This window comes from Microbacterium sp. 69-7, from assembly GCF_001897985.1.
Lineage (GTDB): Bacteria > Actinomycetota > Actinomycetes > Actinomycetales > Microbacteriaceae > Microbacterium > Microbacterium laevaniformans.
The window spans coordinates 51,021-68,763 of record NZ_MKRU01000113.1; the positions used below are offsets into that span (position 1 = coordinate 51,021).

19 protein-coding genes and 1 tRNA gene are annotated in these 17,743 nt (G+C 70.5%); 18 read left to right on the forward strand and 2 right to left on the reverse strand.

Annotation, left to right across the window (positions count from 1 at the left end):
• Positions 1-8 precede the first annotated feature (8 nt).
• The gene (locus tag BGN98_RS14315; RefSeq protein ID WP_288121772.1) at positions 9-1,280 is read left to right on the forward strand and encodes a histidine--tRNA ligase; all 1,272 of its coding nucleotides are present in this window, start codon (positions 9-11) and stop codon (positions 1,278-1,280) included.
• Here the strand turns inward: BGN98_RS14315 and BGN98_RS14320 are convergent.
• Entirely contained in the window at positions 1,241-1,426 is a 186-nt protein-coding gene (locus BGN98_RS14320) for a hypothetical protein (protein ID WP_288121755.1), read from the reverse strand. The two genes, BGN98_RS14315 and BGN98_RS14320, sit on opposite strands and share 40 nt — an antisense overlap.
• Before the next feature lie 51 nt (positions 1,427-1,477).
• Here BGN98_RS14320 and BGN98_RS14325 point away from each other — a divergent pair, with 51 nt between their 5' ends.
• The 17 genes from BGN98_RS14325 to ilvA all read left to right on the forward strand — a co-directional run bounded on the left by BGN98_RS14325 (position 1,478) and on the right by ilvA (position 17,182).
• Entirely contained in the window at positions 1,478-1,900 is a 423-nt protein-coding gene (locus BGN98_RS14325) for an MFS transporter (RefSeq protein WP_288121756.1), read from the forward strand.
• Between the two features lie 130 nt (positions 1,901-2,030).
• Complete coding sequence (locus BGN98_RS14330; protein ID WP_061682936.1) at positions 2,031-2,813, forward strand: SGNH/GDSL hydrolase family protein; 783 nt, start codon at positions 2,031-2,033, stop codon at positions 2,811-2,813.
• A 72-nt stretch (positions 2,814-2,885) separates the two neighbouring features.
• Positions 2,886-3,251: a GntR family transcriptional regulator gene (locus tag BGN98_RS14335; protein WP_061682935.1), complete on the forward strand. Its 366-nt coding sequence runs from the start codon at positions 2,886-2,888 to the stop codon at positions 3,249-3,251.
• Positions 3,248-4,255 (forward strand): DUF1648 domain-containing protein, encoded by a 1,008-nt coding sequence (locus BGN98_RS14340; RefSeq protein WP_288121757.1) that lies wholly within the window; start codon positions 3,248-3,250, stop codon positions 4,253-4,255. Before BGN98_RS14335 ends, BGN98_RS14340 begins: the two co-directional genes overlap by 4 nt.
• Before the next feature lie 43 nt (positions 4,256-4,298).
• Positions 4,299-4,967 (forward strand): O-methyltransferase, encoded by a 669-nt coding sequence (locus BGN98_RS14345; protein ID WP_288121758.1) that lies wholly within the window; start codon positions 4,299-4,301, stop codon positions 4,965-4,967.
• Positions 4,968-5,076: 109 nt separating this feature from the next.
• Complete coding sequence (gene eno, locus BGN98_RS14350; RefSeq protein WP_061682933.1) at positions 5,077-6,357, forward strand: phosphopyruvate hydratase; 1,281 nt, start codon at positions 5,077-5,079, stop codon at positions 6,355-6,357.
• A gap of 72 nt (positions 6,358-6,429) precedes the next feature.
• Positions 6,430-6,957 carry an FtsB family cell division protein gene (locus tag BGN98_RS14355; protein WP_288121759.1) on the forward strand — a complete coding sequence of 176 codons (528 nt, stop codon included), beginning with the start codon at positions 6,430-6,432 and terminating at the stop codon, positions 6,955-6,957.
• Positions 6,958-7,043: 86 nt separating this feature from the next.
• Complete coding sequence (locus BGN98_RS14360) at positions 7,044-7,514, forward strand: DUF501 domain-containing protein (protein ID WP_016464674.1); 471 nt, start codon at positions 7,044-7,046, stop codon at positions 7,512-7,514.
• Entirely contained in the window at positions 7,466-8,872 is a 1,407-nt protein-coding gene (locus tag BGN98_RS14365) for a S8 family serine peptidase (RefSeq protein WP_502687841.1), read from the forward strand. The genes BGN98_RS14360 and BGN98_RS14365 overlap by 49 nt, the downstream gene beginning before the upstream one ends.
• Positions 8,873-8,892: 20 nt before the next feature.
• On the forward strand, positions 8,893-10,362 hold the full coding sequence (locus BGN98_RS14370) for an NAD(P)/FAD-dependent oxidoreductase (protein ID WP_016464676.1): 1,470 nt from the start codon (positions 8,893-8,895) through the stop codon (positions 10,360-10,362).
• A gap of 83 nt (positions 10,363-10,445) precedes the next feature.
• A tRNA-Leu gene (locus BGN98_RS14375) sits at positions 10,446-10,518 on the forward strand.
• 107 nt (positions 10,519-10,625) lie between these two features.
• Positions 10,626-11,858, forward strand: coding sequence for an alanine racemase (locus BGN98_RS14380; protein ID WP_288121761.1), 1,233 nt, complete (start codon positions 10,626-10,628; stop codon positions 11,856-11,858).
• Complete coding sequence (locus tag BGN98_RS14385) at positions 11,855-13,168, forward strand: D-arabinono-1,4-lactone oxidase (RefSeq protein WP_288121762.1); 1,314 nt, start codon at positions 11,855-11,857, stop codon at positions 13,166-13,168. The genes BGN98_RS14380 and BGN98_RS14385 overlap by 4 nt, the downstream gene beginning before the upstream one ends.
• Before the next feature lie 107 nt (positions 13,169-13,275).
• On the forward strand, positions 13,276-13,842 hold the full coding sequence (locus tag BGN98_RS14390; RefSeq protein ID WP_005052555.1) for a LemA family protein: 567 nt from the start codon (positions 13,276-13,278) through the stop codon (positions 13,840-13,842).
• A 13-nt stretch (positions 13,843-13,855) separates the two neighbouring features.
• Positions 13,856-14,743: a M48 family metalloprotease gene (locus tag BGN98_RS14395; protein ID WP_061682929.1), complete on the forward strand. Its 888-nt coding sequence runs from the start codon at positions 13,856-13,858 to the stop codon at positions 14,741-14,743.
• A gap of 16 nt (positions 14,744-14,759) precedes the next feature.
• Positions 14,760-15,959 carry an AI-2E family transporter gene (locus BGN98_RS14400; RefSeq protein ID WP_061682928.1) on the forward strand — a complete coding sequence of 400 codons (1,200 nt, stop codon included), beginning with the start codon at positions 14,760-14,762 and terminating at the stop codon, positions 15,957-15,959.
• Complete coding sequence (ilvA, locus tag BGN98_RS14405; RefSeq protein ID WP_061682927.1) at positions 15,956-17,182, forward strand: threonine ammonia-lyase; 1,227 nt, start codon at positions 15,956-15,958, stop codon at positions 17,180-17,182. The genes BGN98_RS14400 and ilvA overlap by 4 nt, the downstream gene beginning before the upstream one ends.
• Before the next feature lie 14 nt (positions 17,183-17,196).
• On the opposite strand, the gene greA is transcribed toward ilvA, so the two are convergent.
• Positions 17,197-17,685 (reverse strand): transcription elongation factor GreA, encoded by a 489-nt coding sequence (greA, locus tag BGN98_RS14410; RefSeq protein ID WP_005052563.1) that lies wholly within the window; start codon positions 17,683-17,685, stop codon positions 17,197-17,199.
• Positions 17,686-17,743: the final 58 nt, after the last annotated feature.

The following is a 17,743-nucleotide window of genomic DNA, read 5'->3' on the forward strand; positions in this document are numbered from 1 at the left end:
CGCGCGGAATGCGCGACTTCCTCCCCGCCGACAAGACCCGTCGCGAGCGCGTGCTCGCCGTCATCCGTGAGCGCTACCGCGCGCACGGGTTCGATGAGATCGAGACCCCGGTGATGGAGGACTACGACCGGCTCCACGCGGGCATCGGCGGCGACAATGAGAAGCTCGCTTTCAACGTCCTCAAGCGTGGACTGGATGCGGACGCGATTCGCGCCGCAGCCGATGACGCGGCCGCGCTCAGCGACCTGGGCCTGCGTTACGACCTCACCGTGCCCCTGGCGCGCTTCTACGCGACGCACCGCGCCGAGCTGCCGACGGTCTTCCGCGCCATTCAGATGGCGCCGGTGTGGCGAGCTGAGCGGCCGCAGAAGGGGCGCTACCGCCAGTTCGTGCAGTGCGACATCGACATCATCGGTGACGCGACGGGCCGCGCCGAGGCGGAGCTTCTGGTTGCGAGCCTCGACGCGCTCGATGCGCTCGGTCTGGTCGGCGGCAGCATCCGCATCAACGACCGCCGCGTGCTCGACTGGATGCTCGGCTGCTTCGGTTTCGCCGCGGAGGAGCGTGCCGGCGTACTCATCACCATCGACAAGCTGGACAAGATCGGTGCCGAGGGCGTCGCCGCCGAGCTGCGTGAGCGGGGCGCCACGCCGAACGCCGTCGACGCCTTCGACGCGTTCCTGCGTCGACCGCAGACGCGTGAGTACCGTCCGTACGGGGAGGGGCAGATCCTGAAGGCGCTGCCCGAGGGGGCGCCCGCAGACATCGTGGCCGACCTCGTGGCGATCGGCGCGGCGGTGTCGGCGGCCCGCGGGGTCTCTGCGGACGACGCGCAGGGCGCGCCGCTCGTTTTCGATCCGTTCCTCGTGCGCGGGATGGGGTACTACACCGGCACCATCTTCGAGCTCGCCCACTCCAGCGTCACGTACTCGCTCGGCGGGGGCGGCCGCTACGACGGGATGATCGGACGCTTCCTGGGCCAGCAGGTGCCGGCGGTCGGGTTCTCCCTCGGCTTCGAGCGCATCGTCGACCTCCTGGAGGATGCCGAAGACGCGGGCATGTCGACCATCGTCCTCGTGCACGAGCGCGACGTGCCGGTGGGTGAGCTCCTCGCGCTCAAGGCCGCACTGGTCGCCGAGGGGGCGCGGGTGCGTGTGGAGCAGCGCACGAAGAACCTGAAGGCGCTGCTGGAGCGTGCTGCCGCCGACGGGTATTCGTCCTTCGCGACGGTGGCGGCGGGTCAAGCGCGGGAGGCGCTGGAGATCAAGCCGCTCGGCTGAGACGGCGCGGGGGTCGATCCGGACAGCACCGGCTCCTCGGCGGCGTAGCGGGCGAGCACGTCGAGTCGGCGCGCCGTCGCCGCATCCTGCGGGCGGAACCAGACCACTCGCTGTCCGCCGGCCTCGCCCGTCCAGAGGCTCGTCATCTGACGGCGGGGCTGCTCCTGCCGCCGTTCGCGGTCGTATCTCTCTCGCTCGTGCCGATCCAACGCCGGCTCGGCGTGCGCACTCTCGTCTGGGGCGTGGCGCTGCAACTGATCGCCCTCGTCGGATTCCTCCTCGTTTCGTTCATCGCGTGGGGGCCGTCGCTGATCTGGTGGGCCCAGCCTGCGCTCGTGTTGCTCGGCGCGGGGCAGGCGCTCGTGTTCTCGCCGCTGACCCAGGCGGTGGTTCGGGAGGTCCCCGTCGAGGCGGCGGGTCTGTCGGGCGGCATGTTCAGCACCGTCCAGCAGCTCGCGCTCTCGCTCGGCGTCATCGCGATCGGGGCCGTCACGACGGCGACCGGGTGGAGCGGGCGCGAGGAGGTGGTGGCGGGCTTCGTGCTGGACGCCGTCCTCGCCTGCGGCGTTCTCGCGGTCGCGCTCGTCCTCACGGCAGCGGCCGGGCGCGGGCATCGCTGAGCCCGGCGTCCGTGGCAGGGCACGGTCCGTCACCTTCCGTCCACCCGACGGGAGCGTGTCGTTCACCCGGGGGGAGTGTGATCTGTCCGTGGCATCGCGTTCGCACCGTCGGCGTGCTCTCCGCCCGCGCGTGGCGACGAGCGCGGCGCTCGCCGGCGCGGTCGTGGCCGGTGCGTTCGCCGCGCGGAGCGTGCTGACGCGTCAGGCCGCCCTTGCGCGGCTGCGCATCGGCAAGCCGCTCGGCGAGAGCGCGTTGGAGGCCGACCGCGTGTGGCGGCCGAAGCTCGCCGGCGCGCCGCTCGAGCTGCTGGTTCTGGGTGACTCGATCGCGGCCGGCCTCGGCGCGCAGCGGCCCAAAGACGTCCTGGGGGCGCGGCTGTCCAAGGGCCTCGCCGACTTCCTGCATCGGCCGGTGCGCCTTCGCACCGTCGCGGTGGTGGGTGCCGAGTCGAAGGATCTCGCGGACCAGCTCGATCGCCTTCCCCCGGACTATCGGGCGGATGCCGCGGTCATCATCGTCGGAGGCAACGACGTGACGCATCGCACGCCGGTCTCGCAGGCGGCGGGTGATCTCGAGGCGGCCGTGCGGCGCCTGGGCGACGCAGGTGCGTCCGTCGTCGTCGGCACCTGTCCCGACCTGGGGGCGTTGCGACCCGTGCCCCAGCCCCTGCGGGCGCTGGGGGCTCAGGCCTCGCGACAGCTCGCCCACGCGCAGGCCGTTGCGGCCCGCCGGGCCGGAGCCCGCGTCGTCTCACTTCGCCGGGCTGTCGGTGCGATGTTCATCGAGAACCCCGACGACATGTTCAGCGTCGATCGCTTCCACCCCAGCGCACTCGGCTACCGGCGCACGGCGGATGCGCTGCTCCCGGAGATCGTCGCGGCGCTCGCCCAGGGCGTGCGCGCTCGGGGGTAGTCGGGGGGCCGTCTCGATTCTTCCCTACGCAAACTGTTCTATTTGTCATAGAATTGTTGTCGGGAGACCGACATGCTGATCCGCACCGACGCGACGAGCGACGTGCCGCTGTTCGCACAGATCGCGGCATCCGTCCGGGCGGATGCCGTCGCACGTCGCCTCCGCCCCGGTGATCGCCTGCCCTCGGCCCGCGAGGTGGCGTCGGCCCTCGGCATCAACCTGCACACGGTGCTCCACGCCTATCAGCAGCTGCGGGACGAGGGGCTCGTCTCGATGCATCGTGGTCGCGGAGCCGTCGTGACGGCGGCGGCGGACCGTCTGGCTGAGCTGCAGCCCGACATCGCCGACATCGTCGCCCGCGCCCGCGAGCGCGGGCTGTCCCGGCAGGCACTCGCCGCCCTGATCCACCACACGTCCGACCCCGAGGAGTCACCATGACCACGCCACGACCGCGCGCCGTCTCCCGCTTCGTCCTCGTCGCCGTCGCGGTCCCGGTCGTCGTCATCGCGGGCGCCGTGCTGCTGCAGCTCGGCGCCCGCGATGCGCTGCCCGACCCGATCGCGATCCACTGGGGCGCGGACGGCGCGCCCGACGGGTTCGGCGCGCCGTGGGTGACGGTGTTGGCGACCGTGCTGGTGGGTCTCGGTGTGCCCCTGCTGATCGCGGCATCCGCTGTGAACGGGCTGCGCCGGGGCGATCGCGGCCCGACCTATCGGCTGATGGGCGCCCTCGCGGCGGCGATGTCGGCCGGCGCGGGCGTGCTGATGACGTCGTCGGTGCTGATCCAGCGCGGGCTGGCCGATGCCGCTGCCGGGCCGTCCCTGCTGCCGTGGCTCGTCCTGGCCGGTCTCATCGCGATCGGCGTCGGTGTCGCCGGCTGGCTGGTCCAGCCCGATGAGCGTCTGCCGGCGACGGGGAGCATCGCGACGATGGATCCGCCCTTGACCGACGGGGAGCGGGCGGTGTGGTTGCGCAGCGTCCACCTCGCGCGGGCGGGAGTGGTCGTGCTGTGTGCGGCGTGGGCTCTGCTGGTCGTTGTCGCCGTGATCACCCTCACGGTCGGCGCCGGCGCGACGGTCGCGACGATCCTCGCCCTCCTCATCGCCGTGATGGCCGCCGTCATCGCTGCGACCGCGGTCTTCCACGTCCGTGTCGACGAGACGGGGCTGACCGTGACCTCCGCGACGGGCTTCCCTCGGTTCCACGTTCCCGTCGCCGAGATCGAACGGGTCGAAGTCGTCGAGGTCAGCCCGATGGGGGAGTACGGCGACTGGGGTCTGCGTTGGGCGCCGGGCAGAGGCTTCGGCGTCGTGCTGCGTGCCGGAGCGGGGATCCGCGTCCACCGCACCGGTGGCAAGGTCTTCACCGTGACCGTCGACGACGCCGAGACGGGTGCGGCGCTGCTGTCGGCCGAGCGCGAACGCACCGAGCGCGAGCGATGAACCCGCCGTTGACCCCTCCGCGCCGAGCGGGTTTGCTGGGTGCATGACGGAGCTCTCCCTCGCTGCGGCCCACGCGGTCGACCGCTATCTCGTCGATGCGCTGATCGGCGCGGATGCCATGCTCGACGCTGCCGTCGCCGACCAGCGCGCGGCCGGCATGCCCGCCATCGAGGTGGCGCCCACCGGCGGCAAGCTCCTGTGGCTGCTCGCCCGGGTCAGCGGCGCCCGCCGCGTGCTCGAGATCGGGACGCTGGGCGGGTATTCGACCATCTGGCTGGCCCGCGGCATCCCCGACGAGGGCCGTGTCGTGACGATCGAGGCGGAGCCGCGCCACGCCGACGTGGCGCGCGCGAGCATCGACCGTGCGGGAGTGGGGGAGCGCGTCGAGATCCGCATCGGACGCGGTGCGGAGGTGCTGCCCACCCTGGCGGAGGAGGCCCCGTTCGATCTCGTGTTCATCGACGCCGACAAGGAATCCAACACGGTGTACCTGGACTGGGCGGCGCGACTGGGCCGGCCCGGCACTCTCGTCGTCATCGACAACGTGGTCCGGGGCGGCCGAGTGGCGGATGCCGAGGACGAGAACCCTCAGGTGCGCGGCGTGCGTGCAGGGTTGGAGATGCTTCGAGACGATCCGCGCTTCACGGCGACGGCGCTGCAGACGCTCGACGCGAAGGGCTGGGACGGGATCGCGCTCGCGCTGGTCGTTTGATCCGGTGCCCGACGTATGGCGGCGGTACCCGGGTCACTAGACTCGATGACGGAGCGGGAACACACCCGTGACGCTCCGAGATTCATCCTCCACAAGCAAGGAGTCCCCTGTGGCACTGATCGAGGCTGTAGGCGCACGCGAGATCCTGGATTCGCGTGGCAACCCGACCGTCGAAGTGGAGGTGCTGCTCGACGATGGCATCGTCCAGCGCGCGGCCGTCCCCTCCGGCGCGTCCACCGGCGCCTTCGAGGCGTACGAGCTGCGCGACGGCGACAAGAGCCGGTACGGCGGGAAGGGCGTCCTGAAGGCGGTCACCGCCGTCATCGATGAGCTCGGCCCGGCCATCGAGGGCGTCGAGGCGAGCGAGCAGCGCGTCATCGACGAGATCCTCATCGCCACCGACGGCACGGAGAACAAGTCGCGCACGGGCGCCAACGCCATCCTCGGCGTCTCGCTCGCGGTGGCCAAGGCGGCGGCCGACAGCGCCGACCTGCCGCTGTTCCGCTACCTCGGCGGACCGAACGCGCACGTCCTGCCCGTGCCGCTGTTCAACGTCATCAACGGCGGTGAGCACGCCGACAACGGCATCGACTTCCAGGAGTACTTCCTCGCGCCGATCGGCGCCGAGACCTACGGCGAGTCGCTCCGCTGGGGCACCGAGGTCTACCACGTCCTCAAGGGCGAGCTGAAGGCGGCGGGCTACAACACCGGCCTCGGTGACGAGGGCGGCTTCGCGCCCGACCTGCCCAGCAACCGCGAGGGCCTCGACTTCCTCATCAAGGCCATCGAGAAGGCCGGCTTCACCCCCGGCAAGGACGTCGCGGTGGGTCTCGACGTCGCGGCGACCGAGTTCTACAAGGACGGCGTGTACACGGTCGAGGGCAAGGCCTGGTCGGCCGAGAAGCTGACCGACTACTTCGCCGACCTCGTCGCCAACTACCCGGTCGTCACGATCGAGGACGCCCTCGCCGAGGACGACTGGGAGGCATGGAAGCACCTCACCGATGCCATCGGCTCGAAGGTCCAGCTCGTCGGTGACGACCTGTTCGTGACCAACCCGGTGCGCCTGCAGAAGGGCATCGACCTCGGTGTCGCGAACGCTCTGCTCGTGAAGGTCAACCAGATCGGCACGCTGTCCGAGACGCTCGACGCGATCTCGCTGGCCACCCAGAACGGCTACCGCTCGATGCTGTCGCACCGCTCCGGTGAGACCGAGGACACGACCATCGCCGACCTGGCCGTCGCGGTCAACGCGGGTCAGATCAAGACCGGCGCGCCCGCCCGCAGCGAGCGCGTCGCGAAGTACAACCAGCTGCTGCGCATCGAGGAGGAACTCGGCGACGCCGCGGTCTTCGCCGGTCGCGGCGCGTTCCCGCGCTTCAAGGCCTGAGGGTGCTGGAGATTCGCTGAGCGATTCGGGGCGCCTCCCGTCGCACGTCCGCGTGCCACGTAGGCTGGTCCCATGACGAGAGAGGGAGCCGTGCGCACTGCGCCGGCTCCCTCTTCCGCGTCCCGCACGTCGGGCGGACGCCGGGGGTCGGGCCGTGTGGACGTGCGCGCCTGGGCCGGCGGCATCCGCTTCTCGGCCTTCACCGCGATCATGCTGGGCCTGGTCGTGTTGGCCGTCTTCACGCTGGTGCCCACCGTCGGCACGTATCTCGGCCAGCGTCAGCAGATCGCGGCGCTGGCGCACTCGGTTCAGGTGAGCGAAGCGGATGTGGCGACCCTGCAGCAGCAGAAGGACCGTTGGAACGACCCTGCGTACGTGACCTCCCAGGCGCGGGAGCGACTGTATTACGTGCGACCGGGCGAGGTCGTCTATCTCGTCGACAACGATCTGCCCGCCACCGCGATGCCCCCGACGCAGGCCGCCGTGAGCGCTCAGGTGCAGGAGACCCGCACCGACTGGATGGCGCAGCTGATGCGCTCGGTCGCCGGGGCAGGTCTGGCTCAGACGGCGGCGGTGCCCCCGGCCGCGCCCGCCGGCTGATCCAGCGGTCGGTCAGCGCGCCCCGGTACCCTTGACGGGTGCCGCATCCCCCTCTCAGCCCCGCTTCCGCCGCCGACCTCGAGGCCATGCGGTCCCAGTTGGGGCGTCCGATGCGTGGCGTCGTCGGCATCGCCGCGCGGTGCGTCTGCGGCAACCCGACGGTTGTCGCCACAGAACCGCGGCTTCCCGACGGCACACCGTTTCCCACGTTCTACTACCTGACGCATCCCGGGGCGACGGCCGCGATGTCGGCATTGGAGGCGAACCAGGTGATGCCCGAGCTGGCCGCCCTGCTTGCCGACGATGAGGACGTCGCCGCCGCGTATCTGGCGGCGCACGAGGCGTACCTGTCCGATCGAGCGGTCTACGGCGACGTGCCGGAGATCGCCGGCATCTCCGCGGGCGGGATGCCGACGCGGGTGAAGTGTCTGCATGCCCTGGCGGGGCACGCGTTGGCCGCCGGGGCCGGCGTGAACCCCATCGGCGACCTCGCGCTCGCGCGCGCCGAATGGTCGCCCGAGCGCTGCACGTGCGCCCACCCGCGGAGCGCGGTGTGAGCGCTCGGCGGCGGCGTGTCGTCGCCGTCGTCGCGGCCGTGCTGATCGCGCTGGGCGGGCAGGCGGCGGGTGCGGCGAGCATTCCCGCGGTCGCCGTCGCCGCTGGCGACCCTGCCCCGACGGCTCCCGCCGGGCCGTCGGCCCTCGCCGCGACGGCACCTCCGCCGGGAACGGGCGATCCCGCCCGCGCGGCGGAGTACTGGCTCGACGAGTACGGCATCCGGCAGGCGTGGCAGACCACCCGCGGCAAGGGGGTGACGATCGCGGTCATCGACACCGGCATCGGCCGATCCCCGGTGGAGTTCTCCGGTGCGGTCGTCGGGGGAGCGGACTTCTCCGGAGCCGGGTCGTCGGACGGGCGCACCCCGGTCGGGGCTGTCGATGCCAACCACGGCAGCTGGGTGGCCTCGTTGGCGGCCGCCCGCGGAACCGGTGCCGACACTGGGATGATCGGCGTCGCCCCCGAGGCGAATCTGCTCTCGCTGTCGATCGGATTCGGCGCGGCATCCTCGGTGCCGTTCGTGCAGCAGGTCGCCGATGCGATCAAGTGGGCCGTCGATCACGGCGCCGACATCATCAACCTGTCGTTCACGACGAACACCCTCACCTGGGATCCGTCCTGGGACGACGCCTTCCAATACGCGTTCGACCACGACGTGGTGGTCGTGGTGGCAGCCGGAAACAAGGGCAGCGGCACCGAGGAGGTGGGTGCGCCCGCGACCATCCCCGGGGTGCTGACGGTCGGCGGCGTCAACCGTGCGGGCACCGCCAGCGAGCAGGCCTCGACGCAGGGCATCACGATCGGTATCTCCGCACCGAGTGAGCAGCTTCTCGGCGTCTCTGCCGATGGACAGCTCGTGGTCTGGGACGGCACGAGCGGGGCCGCGCCGATCGTGGCCGGCATCGCCGCGCTCGTGCGTTCGGCCCATCCAGAACTGGATGCCGACAACGTCATCAACCGCATCATCAAGACGGCGCGGCCGGCCGCAGCGGCCACGAAAGTTCCTGACGAGAAGTACGGCTACGGTCTCATCGATGCCAACGCCGCGGTAAGCGCGTCCGTCGGGAGCGTCGACAGCAACCCGATGGGAAGCCTCTCCGACTGGATCCGGCTGTATCGGCGCGCCGACGCCGGCCCCCAGCCCACACCGACGTCCTCTCCGGTCACCATCGACCAGCTGCCGGCGGCCGAGACCCTCGAGCGAAGGTCCCCGCTGCTGCCCAGCATCGATACCCTCCTCTACGGCACCGTGCCGCTCGTGGGGGTGACCCTGACGGCTATACTGGTCGCGCTCGGTGTCACTGCTGCTGCCCGGCGCATCAGATCGGAGCGCGCACCTCGTACTCCGAGCCGTTGATTCAAGGAGTGCTTCCACCTGTGACTCACACAGAGACCAGTACGGCCGCGCGTGCCGTGCCCAAGATCCTCATCGTCGGCGGCGGTTACGCCGGCTTCTACACCGCATGGAAGCTCGAGAAGCACCTGCGCAAGGGCGAGGCCGAGGTCACGATCGTCGACCCGCTGCCGTACATGACGTATCAGCCCTTCCTGCCCGAGGTGGCGGCCGGTGAGATCGAAGCTCGTCACGTCATCGTGGGCCTGCGCCGCCACCTGAAGAAGACGCGCGTGGTCACCGCCAAGGTGACCGGAATCGACCACGCGACGCGCACCGCGACGATCACTCCGGCCGAAGGCGAGCCGTGGCAGGAGAACTACGACCAGATCGTGGTCACCGCCGGTGCCGTCTCGCGCACCTTCCCGATCCCCGGCATCGCCGAGAACGCGATCGGCCTGAAGACGATCGAGGAGGCCGTCGCCGTCCGTGACCGCATCCTCACCAACTTCGACCGTGCGGCCAACCTGCCCGCCGGTCCCGAGCGCGACCGCCTTCTGACCGTCGTGGTCGTCGGTGGCGGGTTCGCGGGCATCGAGGTGTTCGCCGAGACGCGCGCTCTGGCTTCCTCGCTCCTCAAGGAATACCCGCAGCTGCGCTTCGAGGACACGCACTTCCACCTCGTCGAGGCGATGGGGCGCATCATGCCCGAAGTGTCGCTGAAGACGAGCGAGTGGGTGCTCAAGGACCTCGCGAAGCGGGGTGCGAACGTGCACCTCGACACCCAGGTCACCGGCGCGGTCGACGGCAACGTCGAGCTCTCCACCGGTGAGGTCATCCCGACCGATCTGATCATCTGGACCGCCGGCGTCATGGCCAACCCCACCGTCGTGCGGGGCAGCGACCTGCCGGTGGAGGAGCGCGGCCGCATCCGCACCCGTGCCGACCTGCGTGTCGGAACGGCGGACGAGGTCGTCGAGGGCGCGTGGGCTGCCGGCGACGTGTCGGCCGTCCCCGACCTCACCGGCAAGGGCGTCGGCGGCTACTGCGTGCCCAACGCGCAGCACGCCGTCCGTCAGGCGAAGCTGCTCGCGAAGAACCTCGTCGCCGTCCTGCGCGACGAGCTGCCGCGCGAGTACATCCACCACAACCTCGGCGCCGTCGCGGGCCTCGGCCTGTACAACGGCGTCTTCCAGTCGCGCAACATCGCGCTCAAGGGCTTCATCGCGTGGTGCGCGCACCGCGGCTACCACGGTCTGGCCATGCCCTCGTGGGAGCGCAAGTGGCGCGTGATCGGCGACTGGTGGCACAACTTCTGGCTCCGCCGCGACAACGTGTCGCTGCAGACCGTCCAGAACCCGCGCTACGTGTTCGAGGAGTTCGCCTCCCGTCCGCGCCCCGCGGCTCCGGCGGCAGCACCGGCAGCACCGGCGATCGACCCGAAGTCCGTCGCCGCCGAGAAGACCGGTGCGGCCGAGCCCAAGGTCGAGGAGAAGGCCACCGCCGCCAGCTGAGCCGCGGTTCGCACGTCATGAACCCCCACCCGCCCCGGCGGTGTGGGGGTTTCGTGCGTGCGGCGTCGCTACCCTGGTAGCGGGCCCCCGTAGCCCAATGGCAGAGGCAGGCGACTTAAAATCGCTTCAGTGTCGGTTCGAGTCCGTCCGGGGGTACTCCCGCCGGTGCGCGTCAGCCGGCCGAAATATCCCCCGAGTTCCACTGCGGATGACACCCCGTGTCATCTAGGCTGGTGCCCTCACGAGCGAAGGAGCCCGAACCGATGAGCCTGGACCTCCTGAGCCTTCCCCCTGCCACCGGCCCGGGCTGGAATGATCCTGCGGCGTTCTGGGCGGCGAGATCGGCGGCGGTCTCGGCAGTGTCCGGACCCGTCGCCGCCATCGACCTCGATGCGCTCCGGTTCAACGCGATGGATCTCGTGGTCCGCTCCGCGGGTGTGCCGATCCGCGTGGCCAGCAAGTCGATCCGCGTCCGTGAGGTCCTTGACGCCACCTTCGCGATCGGGGGCTACCGCGGCATCCTCGCCTTCACGCTTCCCGAGGCGCTCTGGCTCGCGCGCGAGCATGACGACATCGTGCTCGGATATCCCAGCGTCGACCGGGCGGCGCTGGAGCGGCTCGTGCGCGACGACGACCTCGCGCGTCGGGTCACCCTAATGATCGACGACCCTGCGCAGCTGGACGTGGTGGATGCCGTCGCCGCCCCGTCTGCTCGCGCGCGCGTCCGCGTGGCGATCGACGCGGATGCCTCGTGGCGGGCACCCGTCCTGGGTCACATCGGCGTGCGACGCTCGCCCGTGCATGAACCGGCGGAAGTCGTGCGGCTTGCGCGCTCCATCGTCACCCGTCCCGGCTTCGAGCTCGTCGGTCTGATGATGTATGAGGCGCAGATCGCGGGACAACCCGACCACACCGGTTCCGGCGACGGTGTCATCCGCTGGATGCAGCACCAATCACGGGACGAGCTCGTCGCCCGGCGGGGAGCGATCGTGGCGGGGCTGCGTGAGATCACGCACCTGGAGTTCGTCAACGGCGGCGGCACCGGCTCGCTGGAGTACACGGCAGCGGACCCGGCCGTCACCGAGACGACGGCCGGCAGCGGGCTGCTGGCCGGTCACCTGTTCGACGGCTACCGCGCTTTCACGCCCGCGCCCGCTGCGGCCTTCGCGCTCGAGGTCGTCCGCAAGCCGCTCGACGACATCGCCGTCGTGCTAGGTGGCGGATGGATCGCCTCCGGGCCCCCCGTGGCCTCTCGCCAGCCCCGTCCGGTGTGGCCGCCCGGGCTCAAGACCCTCGGGCGGGAGGGCGCGGGGGAGGTGCAGACGCCCCTGCAGGGCGAGTCGGCGCGCCGCCTGCGCGTGGGCGACAGGGTCTGGTTCCGCCACGCGAAGAGCGGCGAGCTGTCCGAGCGGGTCGACCGCTACCACCTCACCCTCGGCGAGAGCCTCGTCGGCGAGGCCGCCACCTACCGCGGCGAAGGGAAGAGCTTCCTGTGACACGACCCGGCGGCACATGGCAGAACTGGGCGCGCACCGAGAGCGTGCGCCCGCAGCTGGTGGAGTACCCCACGACGATCGAAGCAGTGCGCCGTTCCGTGCGCTCCGCCGGCGCACGCGGACGCGCACTCAAGGCGGTCGGCGCCGGACACAGCTTCACCGGGATCGCGGCGGCGCCGGGAACCCTGCTGGATCTGAGCGAGCTGAGCGGCGTGATCGCCGTCGATCGCGAGCGCGGGCGTGTGCGCCTGTTGGCCGGCACGCGACTGCACCGCATTCCGGCGCTGCTCGCGCCTCACGGCCTCGCGATGGCGAACCTGGGCGACATCGATCGTCAATCCATCGCCGGAGCGCTCTCGACCGGCACCCACGGCACCGGTCTCGGTCACGGGGGACTGGCGACCCAGGTCGTGGGTGCCACGCTCGTCACGGCGGATGGAGAGCTGCTCACCGTCGACGACGAGAACGAGCCCGACCTGCTTCCTGCCGTCGCGCTCGGTCTGGGCGCCCTCGGCATCCTCGTCGACGTGACGCTCCAATGCGTGCCGGCGTTCGCGCTCGGCGCACAGGAACAGCCCGAACCTCTCGACGCCGTCGTGGACGACCTCGATGCGCGCGTCCGCGGCGTCGACCACTTCGAGTTCTACTGGTTTCCGCACACCGCTGTCGCCCTGACGAAGACGAACACCCGGATGCCGACAGATGCGCCGACGGCCCCGCTGTCGCCCCTGTCGCGCATGCTCGATGAGCGGATCGTGGGCAACGGCGTGCACCAACTGGTGTGCAGCGCCGGTCGGCTCGCCCCGCCGCTCGTGCCGGCGATCAATCGGCTGTCCGCCCGGGTGTGGGGGGATCGGCGGTTCTCCGATGCGTCGCATCGCGTGTTCACCACGCAGCGCAGCGTGCGCTTCCGTGAGATGGAGTACGCCGTGCCGCTGGACGAGCTGGCGTCGGCGTTTCGTGAGGTGCGCGACCTCGTGGACGCGTCGGGGTGGCGCATCGAGTTCCCGATCGAGGTGCGGGTGGCGCCCGCCGACGACCGGTGGCTCTCGACGGCCTACGCGCGTGACAGCGGCTACATCGCCGTGCATCGATACTGGCGCGCCGACCACCGTGCCTATTTCGCCGCCGTCGAGGAGATCATGCGCGCCCACGCCGGCCGGCCGCACTGGGGAAAGTTGCACACGCTCGATGCGGCGGCTCTGCGCGAGCGGTATCCGCGCTTCGACGACTTCCTGACGCTGCGCGACCGCCTCGATCCGACGCGCATGTTCCGCAACGCCTATCTCGACCGCGTCCTCGGCGCGTGAGGGTCTGTCTCGCACCTGTGCAGATGGGGAACCGCTGGGAGTGCTGGCCGCGGCGGATGACGTGGCCCCTCGCGCCGATAGGATGATCCTCAGTCGATGGGAGTCGTATGGAATGGCTGATCCCGGTCCTGATCGTCGTCGCTCTGGTGGTGATCGCCGGAATCTATCTCTGGGCGACCTACAATTCGTTGGTCGCGCTCGGTGTGCGCGTCGACGAGGCGTGGAGCGACATCACCGTGCAGCTGAAGAGGCGCGCTGATCTGCTGCCCAATCTCATCGAGACGGTCAAGGGGTACGCGGCGCACGAGAAGGCGGTCTTCGAGAACGTCACCCGCGCCCGCGCGGAGACGCTCACCGCCGGCTCACCCGCCGAAGCCGGCGTGGCCGAAGGCCACATGCAGCAGGCGCTGAAGTCGCTGTTCGCGGTCGCCGAGGCGTATCCGCAGCTGCAGGCGAGTCAGAACTTCCTCCAGCTGCAGCAGTCGATCGTCGACACCGAGGACAAGATCCAGGCGTCCCGTCGCTTCTACAACGGCGGCGTGCGCGAGCTGAACACGAAGATCAAGGTGTTCCCGAACAACATGTTCGCGCGCAACCTCGGCTTCCACGAGCGGGAGTTCTTCGAGGTCGTCGACGGCGCCGCCATCGCCGAGCCGCCGCGCATCCAGTTCTGATCGGGCGGGCGGCATGTACTCCGCGATCGCCCGCAACAAGCGCAACACCTGGCTGATCATGGCCGGCTTCATCATCGTCCTCGGACTGATCGGCCTGGCGGCGGGATGGCTCGCGGGCAACAACTGGTGGATCTCGGCGTTCGTGCTCCTGGGGGCCACGGGCTACGCGACCGTGCAGTATTTCGTCGCCGACCGCGAAGCCCTCGCGCTGTCGGGTGCGCAGGAGGTGACGCGCGAGGAGGCTCCGCGCTATTACCGGATCGTCGAGAACCTGTGTCTGACGACGGGCACCCCCATGCCGCGGCTCTATGTCGTCGAGGATGCCGCGCCCAACGCCTTCGCGACCGGACGCACGCCAGAGCGCGCGGCGATCACGGTGACGACGGGCCTGTTCGAGATCATGACGGATCGTGAACTCGAGGGGGTGCTCGGGCATGAGCTCGGGCACATCCGCAACTACGACATCCGCGTCACGCTCGTGGTGTTCGGTCTCGTGGTCGCCGTGGGGCTCGTGGCGGACATCCTCTTGCGGATGGCCTTCGTCGGGGGCGGCCGGCGCGGCGGAAACAGCCAGTCCCAGCTCTTCTTCCTCATCTTCGGCCTGGTCGCCGCGATCGTGGCGCCGCTGCTGGCCGCGGTCGTCCAGGCAGCCATCTCGCGCCAGCGCGAATACCTCGCCGATGCGACCAGTGCTCTCACCACCCGCGACCCCGACGGCCTGGCATCTGCTCTTGCCAAGCTGGGGGAGTACGGCCGACCGCTCTCCAAGGCGAACACGTCGATGGCTCACCTCTGGATCAGCGACCCGCTTCGACCCGGTGCGATGGAGCGCCTGTTCGCCACGCATCCACCGATCCCGGATCGCATCGCCCGTCTGCAGGAAATGGGCGGACGGTTCTGAGTTCTAGACTGGCGGGATGAGCGGCACCGACGACAGACACGGCGCCGCGCCGCGCGGGTCGTTCCTCGACACTCTGCGCGAGCGCACGGTCGCCTCCGACATCGACCGCGGGCTTCCTCGGGGCCTCAGAGTCGCGACGGCGTATGCGTGGCGGTTCGTGGTCATCGCCATCGCGGCCGGCATCCTGATCTGGCTCGTCATCCAGCTGAAGCTCCTGGTGATCCCGCTGATGGTGGCGATCCTCGTCACCGCGCTGCTGTGGCCGGCCTTCACCTGGATGCTGGCGCGCGGGGTACCGCGGTGGCTGGCGATCGTCGTGTCGGTGCTCGGCACGGTTGCGGTGATCGGAGGGCTGCTGTGGCTGGCGATCTGGCAGATCACCCGTGAGTGGTCGAGCGTGCAGGTGCGCACCACCGAAGCGATCGGCCAGTTCCGTCAGTACCTCATCGACGGGCCGCTCCACCTCACGGCGCAGCAGATCGACGATCTCCTCGTCCAGGCGGGCGGCTACCTGCAGCAGCAGGCGGAGGTGCTCTGGTCGGGGGCTCTGGCGGTCGGCTCCACCGTCGGCCACGTCGCCACCGGGGCGGTGCTGGCTCTGTTCATCCTGCTGTGCACCCTCGCCGACGGCGGTGGCATCTGGAGCTGGGTCGTGCGCCTGTTCCCGCGACGCGCGCGCAGCGAGGTCGACGGCGCCGGCCGCGCCGGCTGGCGCACCGTCGTCACGTATGCGCGCACGCAGTTGCTCGTGGCGACGATCGACGCCATCGGCATCGCGCTCGGCGCCTTCCTCCTCGGTGTTCCGCTCGCCATCCCGATCGGCGTGCTCGTCTTCCTCGGCGCGTTCGTGCCCTTCGTCGGCGCCATCGTCACCGGTGCGCTGGCGGTGTTCCTCGCCCTCGTCTACAACGGGCCCTGGATCGCGCTGTGGATGCTGGTCGTCGTCCTGGGCGTCCAACAGCTCGAGGGACATGTGCTGCAGCCGCTGCTGATGGGCTCGGCCGTCAAGGTCCACCCGCTGGCCGTCGTCCTCGTCGTCGCCGGCGGTGCCATGATCGCCGGCATCCCCGGTGCACTCTTCGCCGTCCCGCTGGCGGCGTTCATCAACGTCGTCGCCGTCTACCTCGGACGCCGCGCGAACGATCCCCTGGCCCCACCCGATCGGGCCGATCTCATCTGGAGCACCGTTCCCCGCAGTAGGAAGAAGCCCGCGTGACCCTCCCGACCCTGGCGGAGTTCGAGGACGCCGCCGCCGTCCTGCGCGACGTCATCGTGAAGACGCCGTTCGACGTCTCCGACCACCTCACGGAGGTGCTCGGTGCGCCCGTCTACCTGAAGCTCGAGAACCTGCAGCGCACGGGCTCGTTCAAGATCCGAGGGGCGACCTACCGACTGTCGCGTCTGAGCGCACAAGAGCGTGCACGCGGCGTGGTGGCCGCCTCTGCCGGCAACCACGCCCAGGGCGTCGCCTCGGCCGCGCAGAAGCTCGGCATCCCCGCCACGATCTTCATGCCGCTGGGCGTGCCGGTCCCCAAGCTCCTCGCGACCCGCGGCTACGGCGCCGAGGTCGTGCTGGAAGGGGCGACCGTCGAGACGCCGCTGCGGCTCGCGGCGGAGTTCGCCGAACGCACCGGCGCCGTGATGATCCACCCCTACGATCACCGCGACATCATCGTCGGCCAGGGGACGATGGGTCTGGAACTGTGGGACGGCGTGCCCGAGCTCGAGACCGTCGTCGTCGGGATCGGTGGCGGCGGACTGATCGCCGGGGTCGCCGCCGCGGTGAAGGCGCGGGCAGCCCTCGAGGGCAGACGCGTTCGGATCATCGGCGTGCAGGCCGAGAACTCCGCCGCGTACCCGTCCTCCCTCGCCGCCGGCGTACCGCTGACGGTTGCCACGACGCCGACCATCGCCGACGGCATCGCCGTCGCGCGTCCCGGAGATGCACCCTTCGAGGTGATCAGTGAACTCGTCGACGAGGTCGTCACCGTGAGCGACGACGACATCGCCCGGGCGCTGCTGGTGCTGCTGGAGCGCGCGAAGCAGGTCGTCGAGCCCGCTGGCGCCGTCGGCGTGGCCGCGATCCTCGCCGGCAAGATCACGGCGAGCGGTCCCACTGCCGTCATCCTCTCCGGAGGCAACATCGACCCGCTGCTGCTGCAACGCGTCGTGGCGCACGGACTGGCGGCATCCGGTCGCTACATGACGCTGCAGATCCCGCTGCCCGACCGGCCGGGCCAGCTCGCGCGCGTGTCGGAACTGCTCGCCATAGCCGGAGCGAACGTGATCGAGGCGCTCCACACGCGCCACGGCCAGGGCCTGCAGATCAGCGAGGTCATCCTGCAGCTCAGCGTCGAGACTCGCGGCGAAGAACACCGCGCCCACGTCATCGGCGTTCTGGAGGAGGCAGGCTTCCGCCCCCGCGTCGCGCAGGACTGACGCGGGGCCCGCCGCTACTGGCCGTTGTAGGTTTCGACCTTGACGATCTCCACCGAAATCTCGCGACCGTTCGGCGCGGTGTACGAGGTCTTCTCGCCCTCCGCCAGGCCCAGGATCGCAGCGCCCAGCGGGGAGGCCTCGCTGTAGACGTCGAGCTCGGAGCCCGCCGCGATCTCGCGGCTGCCGAGCAGGAACACCTCTTCGCCGCCGGCGACGATCGCCGTCACCACGGTGCCGCCCTTCACGGTGCCGTCGGACTCCGGGGCCTCGCCGACCACGGCGTCCTTCAGCAGCGCCTGCAGGGTGCGGATGCGTGCTTCCTGCTTGCCCTGTTCGTCCTTAGCGGCGTGGTAGCCGCCGTTCTCCTTGAGGTCGCCTTCTTCGCGGGCGGCCTCGATGCGCTTGGCGATCTCTTCGCGACCCGTCGTCGACAGGTGCTCGAGCTCGGCGGCGAGCCGGTCGTAGGCGTCCTGGGTGAGGAAGGTCTCCGTGTTCTCGGCCACGTCGTCTCCTTGTCGATGGGGGCGGTCAATGCGCGTGTGCGGCACCGGCCGCCGACAC

Excerpts from the sequence above, each read along its gene's own strand:
- BGN98_RS14315 (WP_288121772.1), top strand. The coding sequence starts at position 9 with ATGCGCGACTTCCTCCCCGCCGACAAGACCCGTCGCGAGCGCGTGCTC.
- BGN98_RS14320 (WP_288121755.1), bottom strand. The coding sequence starts at position 1,426 with ATGACGAGCCTCTGGACGGGCGAGGCCGGCGGACAGCGAGTGGTCTGG.
- BGN98_RS14335 (WP_061682935.1), top strand. The coding sequence starts at position 2,886 with ATGCTGATCCGCACCGACGCGACGAGCGACGTGCCGCTGTTCGCACAG.
- BGN98_RS14340 (WP_288121757.1), top strand. The coding sequence starts at position 3,248 with ATGACCACGCCACGACCGCGCGCCGTCTCCCGCTTCGTCCTCGTCGCC.
- BGN98_RS14345 (WP_288121758.1), top strand. The coding sequence starts at position 4,299 with ATGACGGAGCTCTCCCTCGCTGCGGCCCACGCGGTCGACCGCTATCTC.
- BGN98_RS14355 (WP_288121759.1), top strand. The coding sequence starts at position 6,430 with ATGACGAGAGAGGGAGCCGTGCGCACTGCGCCGGCTCCCTCTTCCGCG.
- BGN98_RS14360 (WP_016464674.1), top strand. The coding sequence starts at position 7,044 with ATGCGGTCCCAGTTGGGGCGTCCGATGCGTGGCGTCGTCGGCATCGCC.
- BGN98_RS14365 (WP_502687841.1), top strand. The coding sequence starts at position 7,466 with ATGGTCGCCCGAGCGCTGCACGTGCGCCCACCCGCGGAGCGCGGTGTG.
- BGN98_RS14380 (WP_288121761.1), top strand. The coding sequence starts at position 10,626 with ATGAGCCTGGACCTCCTGAGCCTTCCCCCTGCCACCGGCCCGGGCTGG.
- BGN98_RS14390 (WP_005052555.1), top strand. The coding sequence starts at position 13,276 with ATGGAATGGCTGATCCCGGTCCTGATCGTCGTCGCTCTGGTGGTGATC.
- BGN98_RS14395 (WP_061682929.1), top strand. The coding sequence starts at position 13,856 with ATGTACTCCGCGATCGCCCGCAACAAGCGCAACACCTGGCTGATCATG.
- BGN98_RS14400 (WP_061682928.1), top strand. The coding sequence starts at position 14,760 with ATGAGCGGCACCGACGACAGACACGGCGCCGCGCCGCGCGGGTCGTTC.